The sequence below is a fragment of the Streptomyces sp. NPDC051822 genome, assembly GCF_044452745.1.
Taxonomy (GTDB): domain Bacteria; phylum Actinomycetota; class Actinomycetes; order Streptomycetales; family Streptomycetaceae; genus Streptomyces.
Genome location: NZ_JBITBZ010000002.1, coordinates 53,583 through 77,193, shown reverse-complemented (window position 1 = coordinate 77,193; position 23,611 = coordinate 53,583). Strand labels below are relative to the sequence as shown.

Annotated in this window: 14 protein-coding genes; 3 read left to right on the top strand and 11 right to left on the bottom strand. The window is 73.1% G+C overall.

The genetic code is table 11. The annotated features are described in order from the left end of the window. The first annotated feature begins 89 nt into the window (after positions 1-89). Positions 90-1,436, top strand: a complete 1,347-nt coding sequence (locus ACIA8N_RS06125) for a PspC domain-containing protein (RefSeq protein WP_365783320.1) — start codon at positions 90-92, stop codon at positions 1,434-1,436. 156 nt (positions 1,437-1,592) lie between these two features. On the opposite strand, the gene ACIA8N_RS06120 is transcribed toward ACIA8N_RS06125, so the two are convergent. The 4 genes from ACIA8N_RS06120 to guaA all read right to left on the bottom strand — a co-directional run bounded on the left by ACIA8N_RS06120 (position 1,593) and on the right by guaA (position 6,222). Then, entirely contained in the window at positions 1,593-2,228 is a 636-nt protein-coding gene (locus ACIA8N_RS06120; RefSeq protein WP_365783318.1) for a DoxX family protein, read from the bottom strand. Between the two features lie 90 nt (positions 2,229-2,318). Further along, positions 2,319-3,551 (bottom strand): hypothetical protein, encoded by a 1,233-nt coding sequence (locus tag ACIA8N_RS06115; protein ID WP_365783316.1) that lies wholly within the window; start codon positions 3,549-3,551, stop codon positions 2,319-2,321. Positions 3,552-3,726: 175 nt separating this feature from the next. Beyond that, positions 3,727-4,515: a class II aldolase/adducin family protein gene (locus tag ACIA8N_RS06110; RefSeq protein WP_365783314.1), complete on the bottom strand. Its 789-nt coding sequence runs from the start codon at positions 4,513-4,515 to the stop codon at positions 3,727-3,729. Between the two features lie 105 nt (positions 4,516-4,620). Further along, positions 4,621-6,222: a glutamine-hydrolyzing GMP synthase gene (gene guaA / locus ACIA8N_RS06105; RefSeq protein ID WP_365783312.1), complete on the bottom strand. Its 1,602-nt coding sequence runs from the start codon at positions 6,220-6,222 to the stop codon at positions 4,621-4,623. Positions 6,223-6,543: 321 nt separating this feature from the next. Between guaA and ACIA8N_RS06100 the strand changes: the two genes are divergently transcribed. Further along, entirely contained in the window at positions 6,544-6,834 is a 291-nt protein-coding gene (locus ACIA8N_RS06100; RefSeq protein ID WP_030549151.1) for a chorismate mutase, read from the top strand. 743 nt (positions 6,835-7,577) lie between these two features. Here ACIA8N_RS06100 and ACIA8N_RS06095 read toward each other — a convergent pair. From ACIA8N_RS06095 to ACIA8N_RS06070, 6 genes are all read right to left on the bottom strand, one after another. Then, positions 7,578-9,398, bottom strand: a complete 1,821-nt coding sequence (locus ACIA8N_RS06095) for a GMC family oxidoreductase (RefSeq protein ID WP_365783310.1) — start codon at positions 9,396-9,398, stop codon at positions 7,578-7,580. A gap of 38 nt (positions 9,399-9,436) precedes the next feature. Next, complete coding sequence (locus ACIA8N_RS06090; RefSeq protein WP_365783308.1) at positions 9,437-11,101, bottom strand: succinic semialdehyde dehydrogenase; 1,665 nt, start codon at positions 11,099-11,101, stop codon at positions 9,437-9,439. A gap of 287 nt (positions 11,102-11,388) precedes the next feature. Continuing rightward, positions 11,389-13,041, bottom strand: a complete 1,653-nt coding sequence (locus tag ACIA8N_RS06085) for a serine/threonine-protein kinase (RefSeq protein WP_365783306.1) — start codon at positions 13,039-13,041, stop codon at positions 11,389-11,391. Positions 13,042-13,231: 190 nt separating this feature from the next. Beyond that, a complete protein-coding gene (locus ACIA8N_RS06080) occupies positions 13,232-16,180 on the bottom strand; it encodes a protein kinase (RefSeq protein ID WP_365783304.1) in 2,949 nt (982 codons plus the stop codon). A 158-nt stretch (positions 16,181-16,338) separates the two neighbouring features. Next, positions 16,339-18,753, bottom strand: coding sequence for a protein kinase (locus ACIA8N_RS06075; protein WP_365783302.1), 2,415 nt, complete (start codon positions 18,751-18,753; stop codon positions 16,339-16,341). A 191-nt stretch (positions 18,754-18,944) separates the two neighbouring features. Then, positions 18,945-20,651: a glycerol-3-phosphate dehydrogenase/oxidase gene (locus tag ACIA8N_RS06070; RefSeq protein ID WP_365783300.1), complete on the bottom strand. Its 1,707-nt coding sequence runs from the start codon at positions 20,649-20,651 to the stop codon at positions 18,945-18,947. A gap of 367 nt (positions 20,652-21,018) precedes the next feature. Between ACIA8N_RS06070 and ACIA8N_RS06065 the strand changes: the two genes are divergently transcribed. Beyond that, positions 21,019-22,260, top strand: a complete 1,242-nt coding sequence (locus ACIA8N_RS06065) for a nucleotide sugar dehydrogenase (RefSeq protein WP_365783298.1) — start codon at positions 21,019-21,021, stop codon at positions 22,258-22,260. Positions 22,261-22,413: 153 nt separating this feature from the next. On the opposite strand, the gene ACIA8N_RS06060 is transcribed toward ACIA8N_RS06065, so the two are convergent. Next, a complete protein-coding gene (locus ACIA8N_RS06060; protein WP_030549176.1) occupies positions 22,414-23,538 on the bottom strand; it encodes a GuaB3 family IMP dehydrogenase-related protein in 1,125 nt (374 codons plus the stop codon). Between the last annotated feature and the right edge of the window lie 73 nt (positions 23,539-23,611).

Genomic DNA, 23,611 nt, shown 5'->3' with positions numbered 1-23,611 from the left:
GCCTCGGGGAAGAGAGGGCGCCGAATATCAGGGTCGGGCCAGGGTCGGCCCCGGTGCCGCTCGGCGTCACGGGCCGTCACCATGGAGGCATGACGAGTTCGATGCCTTCGCAGCACGAGGCCCCGCCGCCGGCGGAGTCCGTCTCCGCCCCGCCCCTGCGGCGCTCGCGCGGCAGCAAGGTCGTGGGCGGTGTCTGCGGCGGCCTCGGCCGGTACTTCGACCTGGACCCGGTGATCTTCCGCGTCGCGGTCGGCGTGCTGGCGGTGCCGGGCGGCCTCGGGCTCATCTTCTACGGCTTCGCCTGGCTACTGCTCCCGCTCGCGGGCGAGGAGGAGAACGAGGGGCGCAGGCTGCTGACCGGCCGGGTCTCCGGTGCCTCGCTCGCCGCCCTGCTGATGGCCCTGGTGGGCTGCGGGATCTTCCTGTCGATGCTGAACAGCGGGTCGATGGTGGGCTCCGCCCTCCTCGTGGCGTTCGTGGTGTGCGCGGCGGCGGTCTGGTCACGGCGCCGGCAGGCGGGCGCGGTGGAGCCGGAGGGCCGGGTGGAATCCGCCGCCGCCGCTCTCGCGGTCTCGGAGGCGCCGCCGGAGACGAAGGCCCCGCCGCTGGTCGAGTTCCCCTCCTGGTGGAAGGACCCGATAGTCAAGGACGGCTCGACGGGCAAGGTGGCCGTCGGCTACCTGTGGGGACCGCACGGCGTCCTGGACGAGGACGGCAGGGTGGACGGCGAGGTGCCGAAGCCCGGCAGCCAGTGGGGGCCCGATCCGGCGACACCCGGGCGGCCCGAGCCCTCGATCAGGCGGAGCCCGGTCTCCATCGGTGGCCTCGTCCAGCTGCTCGCCATGGTCGCGGCCGTCCTCGGCACCGCGCTGACCTGGGAGACCGAGCCGCTCGGGACGAGCCTGCAGACCGGTCTGGTCGCCGCCCTCGCGGTGTTCGGTCTCGGCCTGGTCGTCAGCAGCTTCCTCGGCAGAACCGGGTTCGGCACGATCTTCCAGACCGTGATGACGGCGGCGCTGCTGGCGCTGGCCACGGCGCTGCCCGACCGGATCACCACGGAGTGGATCCGGGAGACCTGGGCACCGACGTCCGTCACGGCCGTGCAGCCCCACTACGAGGTGGGCACCGGGGTCGGCACCCTCGATCTGTCAGGGCTGCCCGTCCCGGCGGGCACGACGGTGTCGACGACGGCCGGGGTGGGCGCCGGGAAGCTCAAGGTGATCGTCCCGAAGAGCGCGGTGGTGAAGCTGCGTGCAGAGGTGGCCCTCGGCGACGTGCAGCTACCGGGCCGGCCTCCCAACGACATCGACATCGCGCCGGACCGCGACGAGACCCACACGCTCGCCCCGCCGGCCGGGACCACCCCGGCGGGCACCCTGGACCTCTCGCTCGAGGTCGGCATCGGACAGGTGGAGGTCACCCGTGCTGCTTCATGAGTTCCGCCCCGGCCGGCTTCTCGTCGGCCTCACCGCCCTGACCCTGGCCGCCGTCTACGCCGGCGACGCCACCGGCTCGTGGACGACTCCGTGGTACGCGGTGATCCCGCTGCTCTGCGGCGGTCTGGCCGCGGCCGGGCTCGCGACCTGGGTCGCCTATCGAATACGGCGCCGCTCGGCGAGGAGCCGGTCCAGCGACAGCACGGACGCCCCGGCCAGCAGCAGCGGGAGCCAGGCCATCAGATAGGCGAGGTCGTTGCCGAGGTAGTACGGGTTCACCTGCCAGCTCACGGTCAGCCAGAGGCTCAGCGAGATCAGTGCGCCCCCGAGCGCCGCCAGGCGTGCGAAGAGCCCGAGGAGGGTTCCGATCCCGACGGCGAGCTCCCCGAAGGCGATGGCGTATCCGAAGCCTGCGGGGTTCTCGAGGGCGAGGTCGACCAGGGCGGGAATGGCCGAGGAGTCCCGGACGCCTCGCATGGTCTCGCCGATGGAGCCGCTGCCGGTGTCCGCGAGGAAGGCGGAGTCGGTGAGCTTGTCGAGCGCGGCGTAGACGAAGGTGACGCCGAGGAAGAGCCGCAACGGAAGGAGCGCGTAGCGGGAGGCGACGGCCTTCCACCGGTCGGCGGAGGCCTTCCACCCAGCACGGCGTCCGGGGTCACCGTCACCGACCGTGCCGTTGCCCGCGGTGCCGTGGCTGCCGGTGCCGTTGCCTGCGGTGCCGTGGCCGGTCCTGCCGTTCCTGCCGTCGCCCGTGTCGCCCGTGTCGTCCGCCCGATCCGCCTGTCCCGTCATCGCCGGTCACCTCTCCACGCCCCGCACGAGTGTTCGCGGAACGATTCTCCCCGCATCCCCGCTCCGGGGACACGCGAAGGGGCCTGACGCTCAGTCGACGACGTCGATCGTGACCCGGTTGGTCTCGACGCCGGCCGCCGTCACGACCGAGACCTCCACCCGGCCCGGCTCCACGTCCGCCGGGAGGGGGACGGTCAGGGCCGCGTCGGTGGGATTGGCGAAACCGCCCGGGACCGGGACCAGCGGCACGTGGGCGTGGACCGGGCCGATGCGGACGACCAGCCGGGTCAGCGGGTCGGGGGCGCCGGCGCCGGGCGGGACGAAACCGCAGCCTCGGATCTCGATGTCGTCGCCCGTCCGGATCGGGGCGTCGAGGTCACCCGCCTCACGGGACCGGACCACGGAGTGGATCGTGGGGCGGACGCCCTCGGTGAACTTCGCCGCCAGATGCCAGGCCGCGGAGACGCCGAGGAGGAGCACGAGGGACCAGGGCACCTGGGGGAGCCCGTCGGGGTGGCGGGCGAGCCCGACTGCGGTCAGGGCAAGGACGGAGCCGGAGACGAGGAGGTACTGGACGTCGGCGAGGCAGGCCCGGCCGCTGTCGTCGCAGAGCAGATCGGCGGCACGCGGACGGTCGGCGCGCACCTTCTGGAGGCGGCGGGACGCGATCCCCGCCGTGACGACGAGACGGGCGGTCACGGTGACGGCCGACACCAGGGCGAGGACGGTCAGCAGACCGGCACCGCGGGCCAGACCGAAGGCGGTCGCGCCCGGTGCGAGGAAGGCCAGGAAGAGGAGGGTGTATCCGAGGAGCAGGAGCCAGGCGGCGACGACGGCGCGGGTGGTGGAGAGCCGGTTGTCCTCGCCGATCAGAGGGGCGAGGAGACCGCCGCGGGACCGGTGGGCGTGGGCGGCGACGCTGAGGAGGACGGCGAGGACCAGAGCGGTGCAGAGTCCGGCCGTGCGGGCACCGGTCCAGCCGCTCGCGACGGCGGTGAGGGCCTGGCCGAGGAGGAGGGCGGGGACGGTGCCCCAGACGGCGCCGAGGCTGCCGCGCCGCACCCGGTCGAGCCAGGCCACCCCGGCCTCCCGGCCGTGGGCGGAGACCGCGCGGGCGGACTGGGCGAGCTCGTCGGAGACCCATTGGCGGGCGGCGACCGGCGAGTGGGCGACGGCCGCGGGGACGCCGTGGCCCGCGGCGAGTTCGTCGCGCCGGGCGAGGAAGGCGGCGACAGCGCGACGGTGGCCGGCCTGTCCGCAGTGGGCGCAGCCGGCGCAGGCCGTCGCGTGCTCGCCGTACTGTCTCGCCTCTTGAACCGCCACGGTGCTCTCTTCCCGAGCTCATACACGACACGTACCGGTGCGGCCCTGGGGTCAACCGGCCGTTGATTCCACGGAATTGTGTCGTACTGGCGGCTCCCGCGCGTGCCGCGTGCGCCCCGCCGGGGAGTGATTGCCGCGCCATCTCATTGACGTACAGAAGGGTGAAGCGATGGTGTTACGACAGGAGTTCGGGCTCCGCTCGGCTGATCCTGCGCCAGAGTGGCTGGTAGTTGATCCAGGCGACGAGGTCGCTGCCGAGCTGCTCGCGGGTGGCGACGGCCTCGCGGTGGTCGATCAGGACCGGTTTACCCGCCGCCCGCGCGGTCAGCTGTACCTGGGCGCAGCGTTCCAGGGCGATGAACCACCAGGCCGCCGCGTCGACGGAGGTGCCGACGGTGAGGAGTCCGTGGTTGCGGAGCACGATCGCTTTGAACGTGCCCAGGGCGACGGCGATCCGGCGGGCCTCCTCGGTGTCGACGGTGACTCCGGTGTAGGCGTCGTAGAGGGCGTGGTCCTGGTAGAAGGCGCAGGCTTCCTGGGTGATCGGGTCGAGGAGTTCGCCGAGTGCGGCCAGGGCCCGTCCGTGGAGGGAGTGGGTGTGGGCGACGGCGATGGCGTCGGGCCTTGCCCGGTGGACCGCGGCGTGCACGGTGAAGGCGGCCTGGTTGACGTGCCGGCCGCCCCGGAGGACCTGTCCTTCGCCGTTGACCAGGATGAGGTCGCCCGCGGCCACCTCCTCGAACGGGGCGCCGAAGGGGTTCACCCAGAAGCAGTCGGCGTACTCGGGGTCGCGGGCGGTGATGTGGCCCGAGACGCCCTCCTCGTAGCCGAACCGTCCGAAGAGCCTGAGCGCGCCCGCGAGCCGCTGTTTGCGGTGGACGCGTTCCTCCTCCGCCGTCGCGTGGACGGGCGGCATGGCGAAGTGGAGCCGGTCGAGGGGGACGGGGTCGGGTATCACGCTCATGCGCCGGAAGGTAACGCCCGGCCGGGGAAGTCACCAGAGCCCGGACACGACGAAGCCGCCGCCCCGGTTGCCCGGGACGGCGGCCTCACGCGCCTGCGGGAGCGACTACTCCCACTCGATGGTGCCCGGCGGCTTGCTGGTGACGTCGAGGACGACGCGGTTGACGTCGGCGACCTCGTTGGTGATGCGGGTGGAGATCCTGGCCAGCACGTCGTACGGCAGACGCGACCAGTCGGCCGTCATGGCGTCCTCGGAGGAGACGGGACGCAGCACGATGGGGTGGCCGTAGGTGCGGCCGTCGCCCTGGACGCCCACGGAGCGGACGTCGGCGAGCAGGACGACCGGGCACTGCCAGATCTCGCGGTCGAGGCCGGCCGCGGTGAGCTCCTCGCGGGCGATGGCGTCGGCCTCGCGCAGCAGGTCCAGGCGCTCCTTGGTGACCTCACCGACGATGCGGATGCCGAGGCCGGGGCCGGGGAACGGCTGGCGCTGGACGATCTCCTCGGGCAGGCCGAGCTCCTGGCCGACCATGCGGACCTCGTCCTTGAAGAGCTGGCGCAGCGGCTCGACGAGCTCGAACTCCAGGTCCTCGGGGAGGCCGCCCACGTTGTGGTGGGACTTGATGTTGGCGGTGCCGGTACCGCCGCCGGACTCGACGATGTCCGGGTAGAGCGTGCCCTGGACGAGGAAGGCGACGTCCTCGCCGGTGCCCGCCGACTCGGCGACGATCTCGGCCTGCGCCTGCTCGAAGACCCGGATGAACTCGCGGCCGATGATCTTCCGCTTGGTCTCCGGGTCGGAGACGCCGGCGAGGGCGTCGAGGAAGCGCTCCTGCGCGTCGACGACCTTCAGCTGGACGCCGGTGGCGGCCACGAAGTCCTTCTCGACCTGCTCGGTCTCGTTCTTGCGCATGAGGCCGTGGTCGACGTAGACGCAGGTGAGCTGCGAGCCGATGGCCTTCTGCACGAGCGCGGCGGCCACGGCGGAGTCGACGCCGCCGGAGAGACCGCAGATGGCGCGCTTGTCACCGACCTGGGCGCGGATGGCCGCGACCTGCTCCTCGATCACGTTGCCCGTGGTCCAGCTCGGCTCGATGCCGGCGCCGCGGTACAGGAAGTGCTCCAGGATCTGCTGGCCGTGCGTGGAGTGCAGCACCTCGGGGTGGTACTGGACGCCGTACAGCTTCTTCTCGTCGTTCTCGAAGGCGGCGACCGGCACGACGTCCGTGGACGCGGTGACGGAGAAGCCCTCGGGGGCGGCGGAGCAGGCGTCGCCGTGCGACATCCACACGGACTGCTCGACCGGCGTGCCCTCGAAGAGGGTGGAGCCGGCCTTGGAGACGTGCAGCGGGGTCCGGCCGTACTCGCGGGCGCCGGTGTTGTCGACGGTGCCGCCGAGGGTCGTCGCCATCAGCTGGAAGCCGTAGCACATACCGAAGACGGGGATGCCCGCCTCGAAGAGGGCGCGGTCGAGACGGGGGGCGTTCTCCGCGTAGACGGAGGACGGGCCGCCGGAGAGGATGATCGCCTTCGGGTTCTTGGCCAGCATCTCGGCCACCGGCATGGTGGACGGGACGATCTCGCTGTAGACCCGGGCCTCACGGACGCGGCGGGCGATGAGCTGGGCGTACTGGGCCCCGAAGTCGACAACGAGGACTACGTCCGGGTTGGAGACGTCGGGCGCGGCAGCGGGAGTCGCTGATGACACTACGGCGGCCTTCCGGCGGTAGGGAGCGTCCCCCGAGAGGGGGGTTATTTGTCGATTCTACCGGCGCGCCGCCGACGCTCTTCGTCTCACCATCCGAACCCGGTTTGGCCCGCGCTCGTCCGCGGGGTCCATACTGTCGGCATGCGCGAGTACACGACCTTCGTCTTTACCTATGGCAACCGGCCCACCGGCTGCCATGGTCGTGCTGCTTGAGCAACTGACAAGCGACTTCCCAGGCGCCCCGGGCCGACAGGCCCGGGGCGTTCTGCGTTTTCCGGGCCGGGTCGCTCCGGGGCATCCGACACCACGAGGAGCCCAGCCATGACCGCCCTGACCCAGACCGAGAAGACCGGCGCCCGCACCGACGAGGCGGCGACGCTGATCGGTGACGCCCGGGAGCGCATCGACGCGCTCGACGACCGGATCATCGGTCTCATCCAGGAACGGATGGCCGTCTCGGCCGTCATCCAGGAGGCCCGGATCTCCTCCGGCGGCCGCCGGGTGAACCTGGCGCGCGAGATGGAGGTCCTCGGCCACTTCCGGGACGCGCTGGGCAAGCCGGGCACGGCCCTGGCCATGACGATGCTGGAGCTGTGCCGCGGGCGCATCTGAGTGCCCGGGCCGGACGCGGGGAGCGCTCCCGGGCTCCCGCGCGTGCGCTCCCCGCGTCCTGCCGGGCGCCCCGCATGTGAGTGGGTGACCGCATCTGAGTTCGGGCCCGCTCTCACCCGTACGGCGCGTGACCGGCTCCGGCCCGGCTTCGTTGGTCCGGGTGTCCGTGCCAGCCAGGGGCGGGCCCGTAAGAAACCACGCGTGGCTTCGCTGGGGCGTGTGGCGTACCTCAGGTACGTCGTGGGACCTCGCACCAGCGCTTTGTGACCGGACAGCAGGGGACAGCAGTCCGGTCACGCAGAAAGGGCGGTCGGTCCCGGGGACGCCCGGGGCCGGCCGCAACCGGCCGATCTCTCCCGATCCCTCCCGATTCCCCCGCCGTCCCCCGTTCCCTCCTCCCCCACGCGGCGCGATCCCCCGGCGCCGCCCCGCTCGGCACCGCCGCTGCCCTGACACCGGTGCCGACCCCCAAGGGCCCCGTGCCGCCGCGACCGGAATCGCGGGCACGGGGCCCTTGCCCGTCCCCACCCGCCACGGACGTGACGCGCGTCACACAAAGATCCTGTGCAACCGCTACAACCATCCCGGCCGGTCGCGGGTCATCTATGCAGCATCACCAAAGCTGGTGAGGGCGCTGCACTCGGAGGGGGGTGCAGCGCCCTTTCCGTTTCCCCGGCCTTCCGCCGTCTTCCCGCTTCCTCGGCCTTCCGCCGTCTTCCGGCCGTGGGATCACCCGCGCCGCGTCACGCCTTCTTCGGCGGGACCGCCGGCATCCCCAGGAACGGCAGCCGCAGGGCTCCGAAGGCCTCGGCCGGGACCGCGGGTGACTTGGGTTCAACCGCGGCGAGCCGTACGTACGCCTCGCCCTGCCCCGGTCGCGTGTCCTCCTCGCCCTTGTTCGGCCAGAAGGACATGGCCCGCTCGGCCTGCGCGGTGATCGTCAGGGACGGGTTGACGCCGAGGTTTGCGGAGACGGCCGCCCCGTCGACGACGGAGATCCCAGGGTGCCCGTAGAGCCGGTGGTACGGGTCGATGACGCCGGACTCGGCGTCGGCGCCGATCGGGCAGCCGCCCAGGAAGTGGGCGGTGAGCGGGGTGCCCATCAGTTCGCCGATGTTGGAGCCGGCGAAGCCGTTGATCTCCTCGGCGAGGAGGGTGGCGGCCCGGGTGGCCTCGGGGATCTGGACCGGGTTCGGCGCCCCGTGCCCCTGCCGGGCCGTGAGCAGGCCCTTTCCGAGGCCGCCGGGCTTGCGGTAGGTCGTGAGGGAGTTGTCGAGGGACTGCATGACCAAGCCGATGATGGTCCGCTCCGACCAGTGCCAGTTGGAGAGCGAGCGCGCGGCGAGCGCGGGGTGCCTGAGCAGGTTGAGGAACCAGTTGCGTACCCGGTGGGCCCCGTAGGGGACCTGGAGGACGGTCAGGCTGCCCATGGAGTTGGAGCCCCTGCCGTACCGCACCGGCTCGATGTGGGTGTTGGCGTCGGGGTGGACGGAGGAGGTGATGGCGACGCCCTTGGTGAAGTCGGCCTTCTCCTTGCCGTGCTTCCTGCGGTAGCGGCGGTCGGTGGTCTGCGCGCCGACGAGGCCCTCGGAGTTGGTGCGGGTGAGTTCGCCGAGCCGTCGCGAGATCCGGGGCAGCAGTCCGGTGTCCTTCATCCGGTGCAGCAGGGTCTGGGTGCCGTACGTGCCGGCCGCGATCACCACACGGCGGGCCGTGAACGTCCGCCCGTTCCCCTTCCTCCGCCGGTCGGTGGGCAGGGTCTTCACCGCGAAGCCGCCCCGCGAGTCCTCGGTGACGGTGACGACCGTGGTCATGGGATGGACGGTGGCGCCCGCCTTCTCGGCGAGGTGGAGGTAGTTCTCGTTGAGGGTGTTCTTGGCGCCGTGACGGCAGCCGGTCATGCACTCGCCGCACTCGGTGCAGGCGCGCCGGGCCGGGCCCGCGCCGCCGAAGTAGGGGTCGGCGACCTCGGCGCCGGGCTTGGCCTTCGCCGTACCGGTACCGTCCCCGCCGACGGCGTCGCGGCCGTCACCGAAGAAGACGCCGACCGGCGCCATGTGGAAGGTGTCACCGATGCCCATCGCCTGGGCGGCCGCCTTGAGGTGCACGTCGGAGGGGGTCGTCGTCGGGTTGAGCCGGACGCCGAGCATCCGCTGCGCCTGGTCGTAGTACGGCCGCAGCTCGTCCTGCCAGTCCGTGATGTCCTTCCACTGCGGGTCGTCGAAGAACGGCTTGGGCGGTACGTAGAGGGTGTTGGCGTAGTTGAGGGAGCCGCCGCCGACGCCGGCGCCCGCGAGCACCATGACGTTGCCGAGCAGGTGGATGCGCTGGATGCCGTAGAGACCGAGCGCCGGGGCCCACAGGAAGTTCTTCACGTCCCAGGAGTTCTTCGGCAGGCTCGCGCGGGTGAAGCGGCGCCCAGCCTCCAGGACGCCGACCCGGTAGCCCTTCTCGGTGAGACGGAGGGCGGTGACCGAACCGCCGAAGCCGGAGCCGACGACGAGGACGTCGTAGTCGTACGCACTGTCCTCGTCCTGATTCTGGGCAGGGGGTACCACGGTCATGGCTCTCCTCGTACGAAAAGGGGTGAAAAGGAAGGGCGTCAGCGCAGGCGGAGGGCCTTCATCGCCTTCAGGGACACGCTCATGAACGCGGCGTACCTCTCGTCGTCCATCCCGAAGGAGGGCGCGAGGGGCATCAGCCGCTGCTGGGCGACGGTCTGGGCCTCGGTGTACTTGAGGATGCCCTCCGAGCCGTGGCGGCGGCCGAGCCCGGAGTCCTTCATGCCGCCCATCGGGGACTGCACGCTGCCGTAGGCGGGGGCGTACCCCTCGTTGATGTTGACGGTGCCGGTGCGCAGGCGGGCGGCGACGGCGTGGCCGCGGCGCGAGTCCTTCGTCCAGACGGACGAGTTCAGTCCGTACGGGGTGGCGTTGGCGAGGGCGACGACCTCGTCCTCGTCGGTGAAGCGGTAGATCGAGACGACCGGGCCGAAGGTCTCCTCCGAGCAGACCGCCATCGGGGCCTCGACGCCGTCGAGGATGGTCGGCTCGTAGAAGAGGGGGCCGATGTCGGGGCGCGCGACGCCGCCCGCGACGAGCGTGGCGCCCTTGGCGACGGCCTCCTCGACGTGCTTCGTGACGGTCTCCAGCTGCCGCTCGCCGACGAGGGAGCCCATGTCCGCGCCGTACGCGAGGGAGCTGCCGAGCCGCATCGCCTTCGTGCGGGCGGCGAAGCGGGCGACGAAGTCGTCGGCGACCGACTCGTGCACGTACAGGCGCTCGATGGAGATGCAGAGCTGTCCGGCGGAGGAGAAGCAGGCGCGGACGGCTCCGGCGGCGGCCTTCTCGATGTCGGCGTCCTTGAGGACGAGCATCGCGTTCTTGCCGCCGAGTTCGAGGGAGACGCCGACGAGCCGGGCGGCGGCGCCCTGGGCGACCTCGCGGCCCGTGCGGGTGGAGCCGGTGAAGGAGACGTAGTCGGCGTGCTTGACGACCTCGGGGCCGACGACCGGGCCCTCGCCGAGGACGACCTGGAAGACCTCGGCGGGGAGACCGGCCTCGATGAGCAGGTCACGGGCCCACAGCGCGGTGAGGGCGGTCTCCGTGTCGGGCTTCATGACGACGGCGTTGCCCGAGACGAAGGCGGGGAGCGCGTCGCCGACGGAGAGTTCGAGCGGGTAGTTCCAGGGGGCGATCTGGCCGACGACCCCGCGGGGCTGGCGCAGCTCGGTGACCTTGGTGAGGGTCGGCACGACGCCGGTGTGGTGGCGGGGGCGCAGGTAGGAGCCGGCCTTGCGGCCGTAGTGGCGGGCGGCGACGGCCACCGCCTGCACCTCCTCGTGGGCGTGCAGGCGCGCCTTGCCGGTCTCCAGCTGGATGAGGTCGAGGACCTCGGACTGGCGCTGGAGGACGAGGTCGTGGAAGCGGAGGAGGACGGCGGCGCGGGTCTTGACCGGGGTGGCGGCCCAGAGGGCCTGGGCGGCTCGCGCGCGCGTGAAGGCCTCGGCGACGTCCTCGGGCGTGGACTCGGGCAGGTCCGCCAGCTTGTCCCCGGTGAAGGGGGTGTGGTTGGCGGTCCGGCCGGAACCGACGACGCCCCTGACGAGCCGGGCGACCACCTCGGGCGTCACGACGTCGGCGGCGGTGCGCACGCCGGCGGGCACGGGCGCGACCGGGTTCGTGGCCGCGGCGGGGGCGGCGGCTCCTGCCTTCGCGGCGGGGGCGTCGGGAACCGAGGGGGCGGCGGGGGCCTGCGAGTCCGTCATGAGGGCGAGCGTAGGCGGCGTTCCGCCCTTTGGGTACCCGTCGGTAACGCGTTTTCACCGGGTGCGCACATCGCGCCAGCGATCACTGGCACATAAGCCCTGATCAGGGGCTTACGGCCGACGGGAGTCCCTCGTCGGAGATTTTCGCGGGTGCCCGGTCGCCCTCGCGGACTCCGGTCGCCCTCGCGGGTTCCACTCGCCCTCGCGGACTCCGGTCGCCCTCGCGGGTTTCACTCGCCCTCGTGGACTCCGGCCCTTCTCGCGGTCTTCAGCCGACCTCCCCGGTTTCACTCGCCCGGCGCCCGCCAGTGCCGGAGGACGACGTCGAACTGTTCGCGGGTGGTCGCCCAGCTCGACTCGGGCGCGGACATGTAGATGGCGTACTCGGTGCCGTCGTCCTCGTAGTACATGAGGTCGATCGCGTGCCGGGGCCCGGGGAAGTCCTTCTTCTCGGTCCAGGTGAACTCCCACTGGCAGGAGCGGACCTGGTCGCGGTAGGTGACCTGGCCGAGCTTGACCCGGACGTAGTCCATCCGCTTCGCGAGCGTGCGCTCCAGGTCGAGGGCGTGCGCGTACGGGTTCTCGAAGTCGGGGCTGTCGTCGATGCTGATCCGGATGCGGTGGCGGCCGTTGTCCGGGGTGTAGTCGATCTGGTCCCCCTCCGTCTGCCGCTTCCAGCCGTCCGGCACGACGAGGCTGAAGCCCGCCGGGTCCTCGACGCGGTGCCAGCCGGCGGGCACGTCGTTCGCGGTGGCCTTGGCGGAAGGAACGGGACTGGCGACGGTGGTCGGTCCGCCCCCGCCCTTCCGGTCACCGCCCGCGTAGTGCATGGCGGTGAAGACGGCGCCGCCCGCGACGAGTCCTGCGAGCAGGGCCGCGAGGACGACCGTACGCCAACGGCCCCGGCCGGGCGCCGGGGAGGACGGCGCCAGGGTGGGCGGAGAGGGGGCGGGAGCGACGGGCGGCTGCGGGCGGGTGGAACCGGCCTCGGAGCCCGGGTCGGCCAGGGCGGGACCGAAGGGGGAGACCGGTCCGTCCCCCGCCGGGTCCAGTTCCTCCCTGACCACCCGCTGCGTCGGCACGTACGCCTGCGCCGCGTCCGGCGTACGCCCCTCCATCGCGTCGAGCAGCATCCGCTCGGCCTCCTCGGCGCGCGGACGGTGCTCCGGGTCCTTGCGCAGCAGGGCCACGATGACGGGGGCCAGCGCCCCCGCCTTCCGCGGGTGCGGCGGCTCCTCCGTCACCACGGCCTGCATGGTGCTGATCGGGGAGGTGCGGCGGAACGGCGAGGTGCCCTCCACCGCCGTGTACAGGGTGGCGCCGAGGGACCAGAGGTCGGAGGCGGGACCCGGGTCGCCGCCCTGCACCCGCTCGGGCGCGAGATAGTCGATGGAGCCGACGAGTTCACCGGTCCGGGTGATCGTCGAGTCCCCCTCGATCGCCGCGATCCCGAAGTCGGTGATGAGGACGCGCCCGTCGCGCGCGAGAAGGACGTTGCCCGGCTTGACGTCCCGGTGCAGCACTCCGGCCGCGTGCGCGGCGCGCAGCGCGCCGAGGACGTGCAGCCCGATCCTGGCGGCCTCGCGGGGCTCGATCGTGCCCGCCTCCTTGGCGGCGTCGGCGAGCGAGGGCCCGTCGACGTACTGCATCACGATCCACGGCCGGTCGTCGTGCTCGAGGACGTCGTGGACCGTCACGACCCCCGGGTGGGTGATCCGGGCGGCGGCCCGCGCCTCCTTCTGCGTACGGGCGTGCAGCACCAGCCGGTCGGCCTCGGCCACGAACCGGCCCGCCGTCAACTCCTTGACCGCCACCACGCGGTGCAACACCTCGTCGTGCGCGCGCCAGACCTTGCCCATGCCGCCGCGTCCGATGGACTCGCCCAGCCGGTACCGACCGGCGAGCAACAGCCCCGCTCCTGTGCCCTGAGAATGTTCCACGTGCCCCCGCCTGTTCCTTCGGATGCCAGATTACGGAGGGGTGCGGGGGCGGCGGAACCTCGGGTCGGTCATAGGAACAGCACTGTGACCGGGGGCCGATGGCGTTTCCCGCCCTCCGCCGCGGCCCAGCTCCGGTTCCGTCGCCGCCCGGCCCTCGTCGCGTCGCGGCCCGGCCCTCGTTCCACCGTGGTCAGCGCCCCGGGCGGAAGCCCTTCGTCGCCTCGTCGAAGATCTCGCGGATCTTGTCCCGCTCGCCGTTCGGGCCGATGACCTGGACGACGTGGTAGCGCCCGCTGTCGATCAGGGCGAGATTGCGGACGAACACCTGGCGCCCCGTGCTGTCCAGCCACCAGTAACTGCCCGTGGCCGTCGCCGTCCTGCCGATGTCGACCCGGCGCACCTCGTCCACGTCCGCCCAGCTCGACGACCGCCAGGGCTCCAGCTCGCGCTCCTTGGCGTTCTGGTACTCCAGCGGGTCGGAGCCGTGGTCCCGGACGCTGTCACGACCGGGTACGACGATCATCGTGAAGTCGCCGGCCGTGTAGCGCACTTGCCCGGCGTCGTTGATGGGGCTGCGCCGCCATCCGTCCGGCACGCCGATCCGGAACCCTTCCGGGTCCTGGCGCAGCGCGTACCCGGCGGCGAGCGCGGGCGCCGACGGATCCGCGGCGGGCGGGGTGGTGCGCGGCGTGGCGGGCGGCGCCGTCGTCGCGGACGGACGGCTCGTGGGCGCGGACGGGGGTGCGGTGGTACGCGGAGCCTGACCGGCGGTGGGGGTGCCTGTCCGCGAGGGGGACGCGCCGGGCGTCTCCTCCCCGCCGGGCATGAAGAGGACGGCGTACGCGACGGCCCCGCCGAGCAGGAGGAAGACGAGGACCAGGAGCGTACGGCCGAGGGCGCGCGGGGACCCGGGAGCCCGCGAGGACGAGGGACGAGGGGCGCGGGGGGATCTGCTCGCGCGCTGCGGGATCTCCTCGTGGAACTGCTCGAACTCGTGCCGCTCGTCGGCCCGTACGGGCTCGGGCGCCCGCTCGTCCGGACGGACGTCCTGGCGGCGGGCCGAGGAGCGCGGGTCCTTGCCGCGCTTGTGGCGGTGGCGCCCGGCGCCCGCTCCCCCGCGCCGGCGGCGTACCAGCTCGCCTCTTCGGCGCACGATCGGCAGCCGCGTCTCGTCGAACGACGGAGGCGGTACGGCCCCGGCACCGGCCTCCGGTTCCGGAGCGGAGCGCACGAGGGAACGCAGCCAGCCGCGCAGCTCCTCGAAGTCGGGGCGCTCGGTGGGGTCCTGGCGCAGCAGGGACTCCACGACGGGCCGGAGGGGCCCGCACTCCTCGGCGAAGGCGGGCGGCTCGGCGCACACCAGCTGGACCAGCTCGGCGGCGCTGTCCTCCGGGTAGGGGGCGTGCCCCTGAACGGCCCGGTAGAGGAGCGCGCCGAGCGCCCACAGGTCGGTGGCGGGGCCGATGGGCGGGGCAAGGCGCCAGTTCTCGTGGACGGGGCCTGCCTGTTCGGGTGCCCAGCGCTCGGTGACAGCGCCCACGACGGCGATCCGGGTCTGCCGGGCCCGCTCGGCGGCGAGACGCGTGGTCGGGCCCCGGTCCGCCTGGGCGGGGATGGCGACCCGTCCCTCCTCCCGGGCACCGGCGGGGGCCGGGAGGTGCGCGGGGGGCGGGGTCGCCGCCGTGTACCCGGCGGGCAGGGCCGGACGGCCAGAACCGGGCAGCACGGGACCACGGCCGGGGCCCGAACCTCCACCGGCCGGGATCGGGCCGGACGCGTCCCGCGAGGCGTGCGGGCCGTCGCTCCAGCTGCCGGCCAGCATCACGCGCGGCGGCGGGCCGCTCTGCGGTCCTTCACCGTAGGGCTCGTCGCCGTCGTCCTCGTCGTCCTCTTCGTCGTCCGCCACCCGCGCCCACCACTGCGGCTCGGGGGCGCCGGCCGCCTGCCCGGTCGGCACCGGGGGCGGCTCGGGCGGGTCCACCGGCGCGGGGCGCTGGACGGGGAGCGCCCCCGTCTCACCGAGCCGGGCGGCGGCGCGCGCACCGGCCCGGTAGGCGGCGATGGCCCCGGCCCGCGCGGCCCGGACATCGGCGGCGGGCGGCACGGCGGGGTGCGCCGTCCCGGCGGCGGGCGGGGCCGCCGTACGACCGTAGGGGTCGGCACCGTACGGGCCGGACGAGGCCCCGTAGGGAGAGTGCGTGTCGTCCGGGCCGGAGTCGCCGGAGTCGTCGGTGTCGTCGGGGTCGTCGGAGTCGTCGGAGTTGTCGGGGTCGCCGGAGTCGTCGGAGTTGCCGGAGTCGTACGGCTCGGCGTACTGGCCGTGGTCCGTCTCCTCGGCCAGGTACTCGCCCGGGCCCGCGAACTGCCCGTCCGCCTCCTCGTAGACCTCCGCCTCGTACAGATCGGAGCCGTACTCCTCGCTGCCGTACTCCTCGCTGCCGTACTCCTCGCTGCCGTACTCCTCGGAGCCGTACCCCTCCGGCGTGGGCCACACGGGCACGGGCGCGGCGTCGGGCCCGTCCTGCTCCTGATCCGGTACCGGTGCGTACCCGCAGAGGGCCTCCTCCGCGGCGCCCACCGCGAGACCCGAAAGGACCACCCGGCCGTCGTCGCAGACGAGCACGGTCCTGGAGGTGATGTTCCGGTGCACCCACCCGTGGGCGTGGAGCGCACGCAGGGCGGTGAGGACGTCGGCGCCGATCTCGGCCGCCCGGTACGGGTTGAGCGGGCGCTCGGCGAGGAACGCGGCCAGCGGCCTGGCCGCCACGCGTTCGCTCACTATCCAGAGCGAACCGGCCTCCGCGAAGACGTCGAAGACCTGGTCGAGGAGGGGATGGTCGGGGATCTGCGCGGCGGCCTGGGCCGCCTCGATCGCCCGGCGGACGACGGGCTCGGCCGGCCGGCGGGTGGCCCGCCCCGCGCCTCCGTAGGGGCCGGCATCGCCGGCCTCGTCGTCGAGCACCTCGGCGTCGACGAACTCCGGCAGCGGCACCTGGCGGACCAGGACCTCCTGACCGCTGTACGTGTCGAAGGCGCGCGTCCCGGCCGGGTCGTGCGCGTCCCCGTGCACGTCCGCGTCAGCCGGCGGCAGCGGCAGGCGGTAGCGGTCCGCGAGCACCCTTCCCGCGTAGTCGTCCACGACGCCTCCCCACGCGCGCACGCTGTCCCCGTGGACCCGCGGATCCCCTGAAACGGGGCGGGATCACGCGAGTCCGTCAATTCCGGTCCGGCACCGTGCAGTCAACGGCTCTGTTCGGCCTCGTACGGTCCTCGAACTCTCACGATACGTGGCACGGGTCAGTCCTTGGGGCTGAACGTGGCGAACGCCGTCTGCCGCAGCGTCCGGCACTCCGCGCCGTTCCACTCCTCCGCCTTGCAGCTGATCATGATGGAGTAGCCGTGCTTGGCGTCCACCTTGAAGCCGCGGTTGAGGACGTGGACGCGCATGCCCTGCTGGATCCGCTCGAACTCCCAGTCCGCGACGGTCGGATAGCCCTTGTACGAGACCGTCCTGATGCCGAAGTGCCGGTAGTCCTTGCTGGTGGCGGCCACGCCGATCTTGCCCAGCTCCCAGGCAGCCGCCGCGTCGTCCTTCGGGCTGGCGTTGAAGTCGACCTGGACGCGCGGGAAGCCGCCGCTCTCGCTGAATATCCCGCCGCCGCTGTATCCCGGTATCGAGCGCACCCGGAACGTCGAGGGCATCGCCATGGAGAAGTGGAAGCGCTCGTTGGTGACGAGGGTGTAGCCCGCGGGCAGTTGCGTCCCCGTGCCACCGCTCGGCTTGCCGGACGGCGTGACGCCGGTGCCGTTCGACCCTCCGGTGGAGCCCGTCGTGCCGTTGGCGCCCGTCGACCCGGTGGAGCCGGTGTCACCGGGCTGCGCGCCGCCCTGCTGGCCGGGGCCGCCCGTCTGCCCCTTGTCGCCGCCGGAACCCTCGGAGCCCGCGGAACCGTCGCCGCCCGCGGAGGCGCCGGCCGAGGCCGTGGTGCCGCCGGTCTCCTTGCCCTGGTTGCCCTCGTCGCCGCCACCGCTGAGGGAGACCGCGAAGATCGTCCCGAGCAGGGCGAGCACGGCGACGGCGGCGATGATCACCATCGTGCGGCGCGGTACGACATCGGTCAGCGGCGCACGCTTCGGCGCGGAGCCGGCACTCGTCCGCGCACCGACGCCGGCGGCACCTGTGCCGGACCTCGGAGTCGTCCTCGGACTCGTCCGCGGCTCGGCCTTCACGGAGGCCGCCGCGTTGCGTACGGACTTCAGGGCGCCCCGCACCCGGTCGGCGGACGCGTCGGGCCCCTTGTCCCGGACGGGCGGCGGCACCACCGGCGCGGCCTGTTCGGGGCGCGGCGGCAGCGGTACGACCCTGGTGACCTCGGGCGAGGCCTCCGGCGCCGTCTCCGGCGCGTCGAGCACGGCCCGCAGCAGGACCCGGGCGCGGGCGTCGTCGAGCCGCTGGGCCGGGTCCTTGGCGAGGAGGCCGTAGATGACCTGCTCGAGCTCGGGTCCGGCGTTCTTCGGCGGGTCGACCGGCTCGGTCATCACCGCGGTGAGGGTGGCGATGGCGGAGCCCTTGTCGTACGGCGGGCTGCCCTCGACCGCCGCGTAGATGAGGCCGCCGAGCGACCACATGTCGGCGGCGGGACCGGGCTTGTGGCCGCGGGCCCGCTCCGGGGAGATGTAGGAAGGGGCGCCGACGAGCATGCCGGTGGAGGTGATCGAGGGGTCGCCCTCCACCTGGGCGATGCCGAAGTCGGTGAGGACGACCCGCCCGTCCTCGGCGATCAGCACGTTGGACGGCTTCACGTCGCGGTGCAGAATGCCCTCGCGGTGCGCCGAACGCAGCACGTCGAGGATGGCGAGGCCGACCTCGGCGGCCCGCCGGGGCGTGAGCGTGCCGTCCTCGCGCACGGCGTCCGCGAGGGACTTGCCCTCGATGAGCTCCATGACGATCCAGGGGCGGTCGTCCTCGTCGACGACGTCGTACACGGTCACGGCGCCGTTGTTGCGGATCCTGGCGATGGCCTTCGCCTCGCGCAGGGTCCGGGTGATGAGGCGTCGCTTCTCGTCCTCGTCGATGCTGGTGGGGAAGCGGAGTTCCTTGACGGCCACGGTGCGGCCGAGGGTCTCGTCGACCGCGCGCCACACGGTGCCCATGCCGCCGCGGCCCAGGACCGCGCCGAGCCGGTAGCGGCCCGCGAGCAGACGCCCCTCGCCGGCCGGGGCCTTGCGCATCCGGTCGCCGCCGGTGCCGCGCGCGGCACCGGCCGACGTGCGGCGGCCGCTCTCGCCGTCGCCGTCGCCCGCGCCGAAACCGGCCCGTCCGGTCGAGGGCTCGGTCCCGCGCAGCCGACCGGCCGCGGCGGCGGCGTCCTGAACGTCCCTCACGTCCGGTACGTCCGAACCCCGTACGCCGGAGCCCGGCACGCCCGGGCCCTGAGATCCCGGGTCCCGGGGGGCCGGATCCCTGGGGTCCGAGTCCCGGGGGGCAGCCGTGTCACCGGCGTCCGCCGGGCCGCGCGCGTCCCGCGCGTCGTCGGCGCCGCCCGTGGCCCCGACGGCCCCCGCACCCTGCCTGACCTGCGCGTCCTTCACGCCCGACTCCGACTCACGCGCGGCGGGGACCACTCCTCGGTCGCCGTCGATCGCGGCCCCCGGGGCGGCGTCCTGCCTAGGGTCCTTCGCCGTGTCCCGCGACTGCTCCGCCTCCGACATGCGTCCCCTCTGCGATCCCTGATCTTCGCCGCGTCTGCCGCTTCCCGCGCGATGCGGTAACCCGCCCTGGAAGAGAGGCCATTGTCCCTCACCTCAGGACGGGCGGCGCCCCCGGGTCCGTACTCCGGGATGACGACGCCCCCACACGCCCCCCAGGTTCCCCACCGGACGCGGGAGACCCGGACGTCCTGTCAGATCGGCACGATGTCCGGCGCGCCGAGCCGCGCGGCGTCCGCGGTCAGGTCGTCGGGCTGCCGCTGCGACTCGCGTTCCGCCTCGACGCGCTTCTCGTAGTGCTCGACCTCCTTGGCGATCTGACGGTCGTCCCAGCCGAGGACCGGCGCCATGAGTTCGGCGCACTCCCGGGCGCTGAGCGTGCCCCGGTCGAAGGTCTCGATGGAGATCCTGGTCCGCCGGGTGAGCACGTCGTCGAGGTGGCGGGCCCCCTCGTGCGAGGCGGCGTAGACGATCTCGGCGCGCAGGTAGTCGTCGGCCCCCGCGAGCGGTTCGCCGAGTGTGGGGTCGGCACGGACGAGGTCGAGGATCTCCTCCGTCAGGGAGCCGTACCGGTTGAGGAGATGCTCGACCCGGACGACATGGAGGCCGGTGCGCGCGGCGATCCTGGCCCGCGCGTTCCACAGGGCCCGGTAGCCCTCGGCGCCGAGCAGCGGGGTGTCCTCGGTGACGCAGGGCGCGACACGCTGGTCGAGGCCGTGCACCGCCTCGTCGACGGCGTCCTTCGCCATGACGCGGTACGTCGTGTACTTGCCACCGGCCACCACGACGAGGCCGGGGACCGGGTGGGCGACGGTGTGTTCGCGCGAGAGCTTGCTCGTGGCGTCCGACTCGCCGGCGAGCAGGGGCCGCAGGCCCGCGTAGACGCCCTGGACGTCGTCGCGGGTGAGCGGGGTGGCGAGCACCGTGTTCACGTGCTCCAGGAGGTAGTCGATGTCGGCGCTGGACGCGGCCGGGTGGGCCTTGTCGAGGTCCCATTCGGTGTCGGTGGTTCCGACGATCCAGTGGCGTCCCCAGGGGATCACGAAGAGCACGGACTTCTCGGTGCGCAGGATCAGCCCGGTGGTGGAGTGGATGCGGTCCTTGGGGACGACGAGGTGGATGCCCTTGGAGGCGCGGACGTGGAACTGGCCGCGCTCCGCGATGAGGGCCTGGGTGTCGTCGGTCCACACCCCGGTGGCGTTGACGATCTGCTTCGCCCTGATCTCGTACGCGACGCCGGCCTCGACGTCCTGGACGCGGGCGCCGACGACCCGCTCGCCCTCTCGCAGGAAGCCGATGACGCGGGCCCTGCTGGCGGCTTTGGCGCCGTACGAGGCGGCGGTGCGCACGAGGGTGGTGACGAAGCGGGCGTCGTCCATCTGGGCGTCGTAGTACTGGAGGGCGCCGACCAGGGCGTCCTTCTTGAGGCAGGGGGCGACGCGCAGGGCGTGGCGCCGGGAGAGGTGCCGGTGGACGGGGAGGCCGCGGCCGTGGCCCGAGGAGAGTGACATCGCGTCGTACAGCGCGACTCCGGAGCCGGCGTAGAACCGCTCCCAGCCCTTGTGCTGGAGCGGATAGAGGAAGGGCACCGGCTTCACCAGGTGGGGCGCGAGCCGTTCGAGGAGCAGTCCGCGCTCCTTGAGGGCCTCTCTGACCAGGGCGAAGTCCAGCATCTCCAGGTAGCGCAGGCCGCCGTGGATGAGCTTGCTGGACCGGCTCGATGTGCCGGAGGCCCAGTCGCGGGCCTCGACGATGCCGGTGGAGAGCCCTCTCGTGGCGGCGTCGAGCGCCGTTCCGGCGCCGACGACTCCCGCGCCGACGACCAGCACGTCCAGTTCGCGCTCCGCCATGGCCGCGAGCGCCTCCACGCGCTCGGTGGGTCCCAGTGTCGCTGTCCTCACGCTGCCGCCTCCCGTCGTCCCCCGTCTGTCCCGCACGAACCGCACGAACGCACGCGCCGCACGCACGCGCGCGCCGCACGAGCACGAGCCGCCCGCACGAACCGTCGTACGCACACGAACCCCGCGCACACGTGCCGCGAACCGGGCCCGTCCGTATGGTCCGGCTCACAGCTTGATTCTGGCCCGCCCCCGCGACTTCAGCCACCGCCTCGCCACCGACCTGTGGATAACACTCGGCGACCTTCGGCGCCACAATGCCGCATATCGGTCATATTTACGCCTAGTCTGACATTGCGCTCGACCCGTTCTGTCCACCCGGGCTTGCGCGTCGCGTCCCCTCCGGCTACTGGGAAGGACGGCCCACCCCATGCCCGCTGATCTCGCCGTCATCGGCCTCGGCCACCACGGACTCCCCCTCGCCCAGGCCGCCACCGCCGCAGGCGTCGACACCATCGGCTACGACACCGATCCCCGCCCCGTCGCCGAACTCGCCGCGGGCCGGTCCCCGGTCGACGGCCCGCTGACCGTGCCCGAGATCCGCCGGATGCTCGCCGGCGGCTTCCGGCCGACCGCCGACCCCGCCGAACTCGGCCGGGTCCGCACCGCCGTCCTCTGCGCACCGACCCCCCTCGGACCCGACCGCGCCCTGGACCTCACCGCCGTCACCGACGCGGCCCGCGCGCTCGCCGCCCGGCTGCGCCCCCACACCACCGTCCTCCTGGAGTCCCCGGTCCCCCCGGGCACCACCGAGGGCCTGCTCCGCGACCTCCTCGAAACGGGCTCCGGCCTCCGCGCCGGACGCGACTTCCACCTCGCGTACTCCCCCGGCCGCCTCGACCCCGGCAGCCGTACGCACGGCTTCGCCGGCACCCCCAAGGTCATCGGCGGCCTCACCCCGGCCTGCACCGAGGCGGCGGCCGCCTTCTACGGCCGGCTCACCGACAAGGTGGTACGCGCGCGTGGCCCCCGCGAGGCGGAGACGGTCAAGCTCCTGGAGACCAACTTCCGGCACGTCAACATCGCCCTGGTCAACGAGATGGCGGTCCTCTGCCACGAACTCGGCGTCGACCTGTGGGACGTCATCCGCTGCGCCGAGACCAAGCCCTTCGGCTTCCAGGCCTTCCGTCCGGGACCGGGGGTGGGCGGCCACGGCGCCCCCGTCGACACCGTCGGCGCCCACCGGCCGCTCCGCCTCGTCGAGCTCGCGGGCCAGGTCAACGAACGCATGCCGCGGTACGTGGTCCAGCGCGCCGCCACCCTCCTGAACGAACACGGCAAGTCGGCCCGCGGCGCCCGGATCCTCCTCCTGGGGATCACGTACAAGCCGGACCTCCCCGACCGTCAGGGCTCCCCCGCCGACGAGATCGCCCGCCGCCTGATGGACCTGGGCGCGGCCGTCAGCTACCACGACCCGTACGTCCCGGACTGGCGCGTCCGCGAACTGCCCGTCCCGCGCGCGGACTCCCTCTACGAGGCCGCCGCCCACGCCGACCTGACGGTCCTTCTCCAGCACCACCGCACGTACGACCTCCAGGGCCTCTCCGTGAAGGCACAACTCCTCCTCGACACCCGGGGCGCCACCCCCGGCGGCGCCGCCCACCGGCTCTGAGGCGCGGCCCGCAAGCGGGAGATCGGCTGGGCCGCCCTCGGTGTCGGCTTCCTCGTCGTTCTCGCCGCAGGCAAGGTCGGCGGCCGTCCCCGGAACACGCGAGGGGCCCCGCACCACCCGGTGCGGGGCCCCTCGCGCGCGTACGGGACGGCGTCAGCGCTTGTGCTGCGCGTCCGCGACCGTGACCTCGACGCGCTGGAACTCCTTGAGCTCGCTGTAGCCGGTCGTGGCCATCGCGCGGCGCAGGGCGCCGAAGAAGTTCATCGAGCCGTCCGGGATGTGCGACGGGCCCGCGAGGATCTCCTCGGTGGTGCCGACGATGCCCAGGTCGACCAGCTTGCCGCGCGGCACGTCCTCGTGGACGGCCTCCATGCCCCAGTGGTGGCCCTTGCCGGGCGCGTCCGTGGCGCGGGCCAGCGGGGAGCCGATCATGACCGAGTCCGCGCCGCAGGCGATGGCCTTCGGCAGGTCGCCGGACCAGCCGACACCGCCGTCGGCGATGACGTGCACGTACCGGCCGCCGGACTCGTCCATGTAGTCGCGGCGGGCCGCGGCCACGTCGGCGACCGCGGTCGCCATCGGGACCTGGATGCCGAGCACGTTACGGGTGGTGTGCGCGGCGCCGCCGCCGAAGCCGACGAGGACACCCGCCGCGCCGGTGCGCATCAGGTGCAGGGCCGCGGTGTACGTGGCGCAGCCGCCGACGATGACCGGGACGTCCAGTTCGTAGATGAACTGCTTCAGGTTCAGCGGCTCCGCGGCGCCGGAGACGTGCTCGGCGGAGACCGTCGTGCCGCGGATGACGAAGATGTCCACGCCGGCGTCGACGACGGCCTTGGAGAACTGCGCGGTGCGCTGCGGGGAGAGCGCGGCGGCGGTGACGACACCGGAGTCGCGCACCTCCTTGATGCGCTGCCCGATCAGCTCTTCCTTGATCGGGGCGGCGTAGATCTCCTGCAGACGGCGGGTCGCGGTCGCCTCGTCCATCTCGGCGATCTCGTCGAGCAGCGGCTGCGGGTCCTCGTACCGGGTCCAGAGACCCTCCAGGTTCAGGACGCCGAGGCCGCCCAGCTCGCCGATCCGGATGGCGGTCTGCGGCGACACGACCGAGTCCATGGGAGCGGCCAGGAACGGCAGCTCGAACCGGTAGGCGTCGATCTGCCAGGCGATCGAGACCTCCTTCGGGTCCCGGGTGCGCCGGCTCGGGACGACGGCGATGTCGTCGAACGCGTACGCCCTGCGGCCGCGCTTGCCGCGCCCGATCTCGATCTCAGTCACGATGTGTGGCCTTTCCCTCTACGTCTGCGCCTACCAGTATCCCCGACACAAGCGTGAGGGGCGGCTCCGGCCA

What these genes read in the sequence shown, in the direction of transcription:
- ACIA8N_RS06100 (WP_030549151.1), top strand. Translation starts at nt 6,544, where the DNA reads ATGACCGCCCTGACCCAGACCGAGAAGACCGGCGCCCGCACCGACGAG.
- ACIA8N_RS06125 (WP_365783320.1), top strand. Translation starts at nt 90, where the DNA reads ATGACGAGTTCGATGCCTTCGCAGCACGAGGCCCCGCCGCCGGCGGAG.
- ACIA8N_RS06120 (WP_365783318.1), bottom strand. Translation starts at nt 2,228, where the DNA reads ATGACGGGACAGGCGGATCGGGCGGACGACACGGGCGACACGGGCGAC.
- ACIA8N_RS06110 (WP_365783314.1), bottom strand. Translation starts at nt 4,515, where the DNA reads ATGAGCGTGATACCCGACCCCGTCCCCCTCGACCGGCTCCACTTCGCC.
- ACIA8N_RS06095 (WP_365783310.1), bottom strand. Translation starts at nt 9,398, where the DNA reads ATGACCGTGGTACCCCCTGCCCAGAATCAGGACGAGGACAGTGCGTAC.
- ACIA8N_RS06090 (WP_365783308.1), bottom strand. Translation starts at nt 11,101, where the DNA reads ATGACGGACTCGCAGGCCCCCGCCGCCCCCTCGGTTCCCGACGCCCCC.
- ACIA8N_RS06075 (WP_365783302.1), bottom strand. Translation starts at nt 18,753, where the DNA reads ATGTCGGAGGCGGAGCAGTCGCGGGACACGGCGAAGGACCCTAGGCAG.
- ACIA8N_RS06065 (WP_365783298.1), top strand. Translation starts at nt 21,019, where the DNA reads ATGCCCGCTGATCTCGCCGTCATCGGCCTCGGCCACCACGGACTCCCC.